Source organism: Nostoc sp. NMS4 (assembly GCF_017115095.1).
Classification (GTDB): Bacteria; Cyanobacteriota; Cyanobacteriia; order Cyanobacteriales; family Nostocaceae; genus Nostoc.
This window is the reverse complement of record NZ_JABXKI010000367.1, coordinates 1-4,936: the sequence shown is the minus strand read 5'-3', so window position 1 is coordinate 4,936 and position 4,936 is coordinate 1. Positions and strand designations below refer to the sequence as shown.

Below are 4,936 nucleotides of genomic sequence, written 5' to 3'. Positions count from 1 at the left end.
AGTTTATTAAACTGGCACTTTAGTATTAATTTTCCATAAAAGTAACGCAAGAACCATAAGTTTTTGTCTTTCCTCATTTAATATTTGATTATGGAATTAGTATTGGTGAAGCTAGGAGGTTCCTTAATTACTGACAAGGATAAACCTTATACTGCTCGAAGAGAAGTTATAACACAACTGGTTGAGCAAGTGAGCCTAATCAAACGTGAAAATCCTAATCTGAAACTGATTATTGGTAACGGTGCTGGTTCTTTCGCCCACCAATCAGCGAATAAATATAATACAATTAATGGTTTTTCATGTGATGAAGAAAAACTAGGGTTCTGCTTAGTTCACCAAGATGCTTTAGATTTAAATTTCCTACTAGCTAAAAGTTTTTTACAAGCAGGTTTACCAGTGGTAAGTTTGCCACCTATTACTATGATAATCACTCATAATAAAAAACTGTTGAAGAGTGACTTTAGTGTAATAGAAAGTAGTCTACAAGCAGATTTGATTCCTTTAATTTTTGGTGATGTCGTTCTAGATCAAGCTATTGGTGGTACTGTCCTCTCGACAGATGCAATGCTTGCAGAACTAGCGAAATACTTCTATCTTCAAGGTAAGTTTAAAATTCGACTAATAAATGTTGGGAATTATGCAGGTGTATATGACCAAGATGGGCAAGTAGTTTCCAATATTACTCAAGCTAACTATTCTCAGATTAAACCTTTCTTGGGCAAGAGCAAATCAGTAGATGTTACTGGCGGGATGGCTAAGAAAGTTGAGGAGTTTTTGACTATTTCTAGTTTAGGGATTGACTGCTGGATAATTGATGGGAATATCCCAGGGAATTTAGCCTCTTCAGTTTTAGGTACGCCAACTCTAGGCACTTTAATTAGGGCATTTTAACTAAAATGATTTCAAAACTGTTGGTAGTTAATCCGAATTACTTACCTTTAATCTTTTGGAGATAACTCATTGAGAAAGGCAGAGGGCAGTTCTTGCTGAAGGCAGCTATGAATCTATCCCACTAATAAATTTCTGCGAACCCAGATGTGAACTGTCGCTAAGGAAAGAAAACCATTAAAGCAGGCGGAAATTCGCTCTCACCGCATAACCTCTGTGCTTCTTCTTTTCTGTCCCCTGCTTGTTAGTTGTCCTCTTCCTTACCTGTACCAACACATTTCAAGTGAGTTGCTCTCGGTTTGTCATAAAAATGCTCCTGATAATTGTTTCTGTATGTGAGTAAATAACTGCGCGGCGAAACTGGGTGGTACAGAATAGCCGATAATTGACCCAGCCGTAGCAGTCTCGTTAGGGAATTCGTACCAGTCAGGAAAGCCTTGTAACTTCGTCGCTCCCGCAAGACACTCCAGCCTCAGCCAGACCCCACCAACCGCCCCCGATAGAACTCCTGCTGTAACCCCGAAAGCACTGCCAGCACCCCAAGTTCCGACCAATCCCCAAAATCCTCGCTATATTCCAGATACCTGCAATCACACATTTTGAATCAAAATTACTGTTTGGGTTGTACAACTGGAATTGTAATAATAAGTTCTGCTCCCTCTTCAAGAGAAGAAACACACTCTAACGAACCACCATGCCGCTCGGTAATAATCTGATAGCTAATCGATAAACCTAAACCAGTACCTTTCCCCACATCTTTGGTAGTAAAAAAAGGATCAAATAACTTTTGTTTAACTTGTTCGGGAATACCAAGGCCATTATCGATGATCCGAATAACTATTTGTTGAGGATTCAGTTGTTGAGTACAAATCCGAATTTGTGGGTGGTTATGCGAGAGTTTCCCTTGAATTAATGCCTCTTCTAAAGCATCGATTGCATTGGACAAAATATTCATAAATACTTGATTTAGCTGGCCAGCATAGCACTCAACTAAAGGTAAATCGTCATAATCTTTAAGAACCTGAATTTCGACATGATTAGCTCTGGGTTTTAAACGATGCTCTAAAATACTCAATGTACTTTCAATACCCTGATGAATATCTACTGCTTTTAACTCGGCTTCATCTAGCCGCGAAAAGATACGAAGAGAAACTACAATTTGCTGTATGCGTTCAGCACCAATTTCCATTGAAGAGAGTAATTTTAGCAAATCTTCTACTAAAAAATCGAATTCCATCTCTTGAATTGTCATTTGAATTTCAAGAGCAGGATTGGGATAGTTTATGCGGTAAAGATGAAGTAGATTCAGTAGTTGTTGGATATATTTGTTAGCGTAAGTTAAATTGCCGGAGATAAAATTTACTGGATTATTGATTTCATGGGCAACTCCAGCAACTAATTGACCCAGAGAAGACATTTTCTCACTTTGGATAAGTTGAGCTTGAGTACTTTGTAATTTTTTGAGAGTTTGCTCTAGTTCTATTGCTTGCTGTTTGAGTTGAGCCTCTGCTTGTTTATGTTCTGTAATGTCGTATCGAACCACTAATAAATATTTAGGCTGTCCTTGAGAATCAAGAATCGGAGCTTTTTTAATCTGCAAAATGCGGGTTTCGCCGCTTTTTGTGCGAATTATTTCTTCAGGAATCTCTAATAATTTTTTGCTATTAAGTGCTTCGCGATCTCGCGTGGTAAAAAAATCGGCCTCTTCTCTGGGGAATAGGTCGTAGTCGTTCTTTCCTAAAATTTCATCGGCACTGACACCAGCTAACTTTTCCGCGGCTTGATTACATAAGACAATTCGCAGATCAACCACATCTTTGACAAAAACTGCTACAGGCATGGTTTGAATCACAGAATACAGAAACTGTTGAGTAGTTTGGAGTTGTTCTTCTATCCGTTGGCGCTCAAGCAGTGCAGCTTGCTGTTCGCTCTTGTGTTGCATTAATTGAGTAGTATATTCTAGAACTGCCTGGCGTAGTTCAGCATTATCTGTTTTTAGTTGCTGAAGGCATTGACGTAATCTAGTTAACTCTTGATTTAACTCTTCAATAGACATACAAATTCACTAATTTTTAGTTTTAAACATTGAGAAGGCTATGCATATCTCAATACAGTGAATTGATTTGTCTATTCCTAAAGTAAAGTAACTTGAAAATGTGATAGTTATGTGGAAGTTTTGTTTTGGTACAGTTGCTCATATATATGAATTTGTTGGTGAGGAAGTTATCGTTAGATAAATTGGACAAATCTACTGTCATGAAAAGAGCCTGAGATCATTTTGCCCAAATCAATATCAAATATTAACTACTAGTTACATTTAAATCCCCTAGCTTTTCATCACAGCGAGAGCCTTATATCACTAGGGTTCTGCCGTTGCCAATTCACCCAAAGCTCAATCAACTGCTGCCGAAGAGTGAAGAATCCCTCGCAACCGACGCTCGTACTCTCTTTTCAGCTTCAGTATCTTGGGCTGATGACTTACACCATTTCAGGAGTTCTGGAGTTGGCACGAACAGTGGAAGGTGCTTACCTTTCCAGTTTTTAGGAGGGTACAGCGAGATTGAAATGCCCTCGCCTCGGATTTCGCCACGATAATATGAGGTGTACACCGTCATAATCGCACCCTCTCCAAGTCATAGTCAGTCACTCGTGCGATGGGCGAAGTCCCGCCAAGGGCGATCGCATCTCTGAAAGTAAAAAGCTCGTCACCATTTTCAGATATTCCTGGGGACATCCATTCGATGCAGTAGAACCAGGAATCGCAAATCAGTTGGATGCCTTGGACAATCCTTGCTGGTGGCCCGTCGCCATGAAATCGGAACTCGACTAATTCACCCAGTTCAAACACAGGCTTTTCTTTGGTAACTAATTGTAAGTTACCTGTACCAATGATTTCACGTCCTAAAACAGTTAGATTATCGTTGCTAGAGACAATCTCATAATTCCAGCCTTTAGCTGACCACTCTACACCGCAACAGTAACCGAAAGATTTGGTGGTAGTGACGTAGACTTTCTCCAACAGGGAAACTTCGAGCGGGGGAATCTCTTTACCCCAAGGTGGTGAAAGATACCAACAAGTTTCTAGATTCGGGACTTGGTTAATCATGGTTATGCCTCCTGACTGGACTTTAGACCCCACAAGTAATCAATTCGTTTCCATGCCACAGCAGCTTGCCGGAGAGAACAACTCAAACCATAAGCGCGACGGGCATCGTAATTGCCCTTGATTGCCTTGGCTACTCCAACGGGAATCCCAGAAGCCACCTCACGAATACCGGGTTCAAAGCTTCGGTCTTCATGAGAGAACCGTACTTGCGTAATCTGATTTCCAATTTGGTCTGTCCAGGGGGTTGGCTGTTGACGGTAGAATAAGCCATCGGCGTAGGCAATGATAAAGACTCTTTCTCTTTCATGTGGCAAGCCGAGGCAGTACGCGGGTATAGTTTCCCATTCACATACGTACCGGATTTGGGAAAGGTCTTCGAGGACTGTTGCCATTCCTCTAGCGAGTAGCCCTGTTGGGTTTTCGATGAGAGCGATTGCTGGTTTACACTGGTTGATGATGCGGAACATTTCGCGCCACAGTCCAGACCTGGGGTCGTTGAGTCCTTTTTTATCTCCAGCGTTACTGGTGCCGCTACAGGGGAAGCACAAAATGTCGAATTGTCCTTGGTGGCAATGGTAGTTGGTAATATCTGCGTGGATTGGAATTCCTGGTTGTTCATGGCGCAATTGTGATTGAGAATAAGGGGAGATTTCGACAAATTGCTGGACTCGGAATTTGTGGGATAGACCTGCGGCCGATATTCCGTGGTGGCAAAGTCCGCCGATGCCGGAGAAAAGAGAAAGGACTGATTTCATGAGGCGATCGCACTCCTGACCAGTTCATCTGGCACTTCAAAAATTCCCAACCGCCCAATGTAAGGAATCGGTGTAATCTCGCGTGGATTCTCCAGCTTCCAGTGGTATTGCCCAGCCATTCCCCAGCCAGATGCAACTTGTGAAAACTTGCAATCAACTATTGTGACAATGCCAATAACTTGGCCGC

5 protein-coding genes and 1 pseudogene are annotated in these 4,936 nt (G+C 41.6%); 1 reads left to right on the top strand and 5 read right to left on the bottom strand.

Annotated elements, in window-relative coordinates; translation table 11 throughout:
• Positions 1–90 precede the first annotated feature (90 nt).
• Positions 91–891, top strand: a complete 801-nt coding sequence (locus HWQ37_RS31270) for an isopentenyl phosphate kinase (protein ID WP_292754611.1) — start codon at positions 91–93, stop codon at positions 889–891.
• A 299-nt stretch (positions 892–1,190) separates the two neighbouring features.
• Here the strand turns inward: HWQ37_RS31270 and HWQ37_RS31265 are convergent, their stop codons facing one another.
• The 5 genes and pseudogenes from HWQ37_RS31265 to HWQ37_RS31245 form a co-directional block, all read right to left on the bottom strand.
• Positions 1,191–1,442 (bottom strand): DNA cytosine methyltransferase, encoded by a 252-nt coding sequence (locus HWQ37_RS31265; protein ID WP_292754609.1) that lies wholly within the window; start codon positions 1,440–1,442, stop codon positions 1,191–1,193.
• Between the two features lie 56 nt (positions 1,443–1,498).
• Positions 1,499–2,944 carry a sensor histidine kinase gene (locus HWQ37_RS31260; RefSeq protein ID WP_292754606.1) on the bottom strand — a complete coding sequence of 482 codons (1,446 nt, stop codon included), beginning with the start codon at positions 2,942–2,944 and terminating at the stop codon, positions 1,499–1,501.
• 555 nt (positions 2,945–3,499) lie between these two features.
• Complete coding sequence (locus tag HWQ37_RS31255) at positions 3,500–3,994, bottom strand: DUF1392 family protein (protein WP_292754603.1); 495 nt, start codon at positions 3,992–3,994, stop codon at positions 3,500–3,502.
• Between the two features lie 2 nt (positions 3,995–3,996).
• Positions 3,997–4,749 carry a DNA cytosine methyltransferase gene (locus tag HWQ37_RS31250; protein ID WP_292754600.1) on the bottom strand — a complete coding sequence of 251 codons (753 nt, stop codon included), beginning with the start codon at positions 4,747–4,749 and terminating at the stop codon, positions 3,997–3,999.
• Positions 4,746–4,936, bottom strand: a pseudogene (locus HWQ37_RS31245) (ASCH domain-containing protein); the annotation flags it as partial. The pseudogene HWQ37_RS31245 and the gene HWQ37_RS31250, both read right to left, overlap by 4 nt.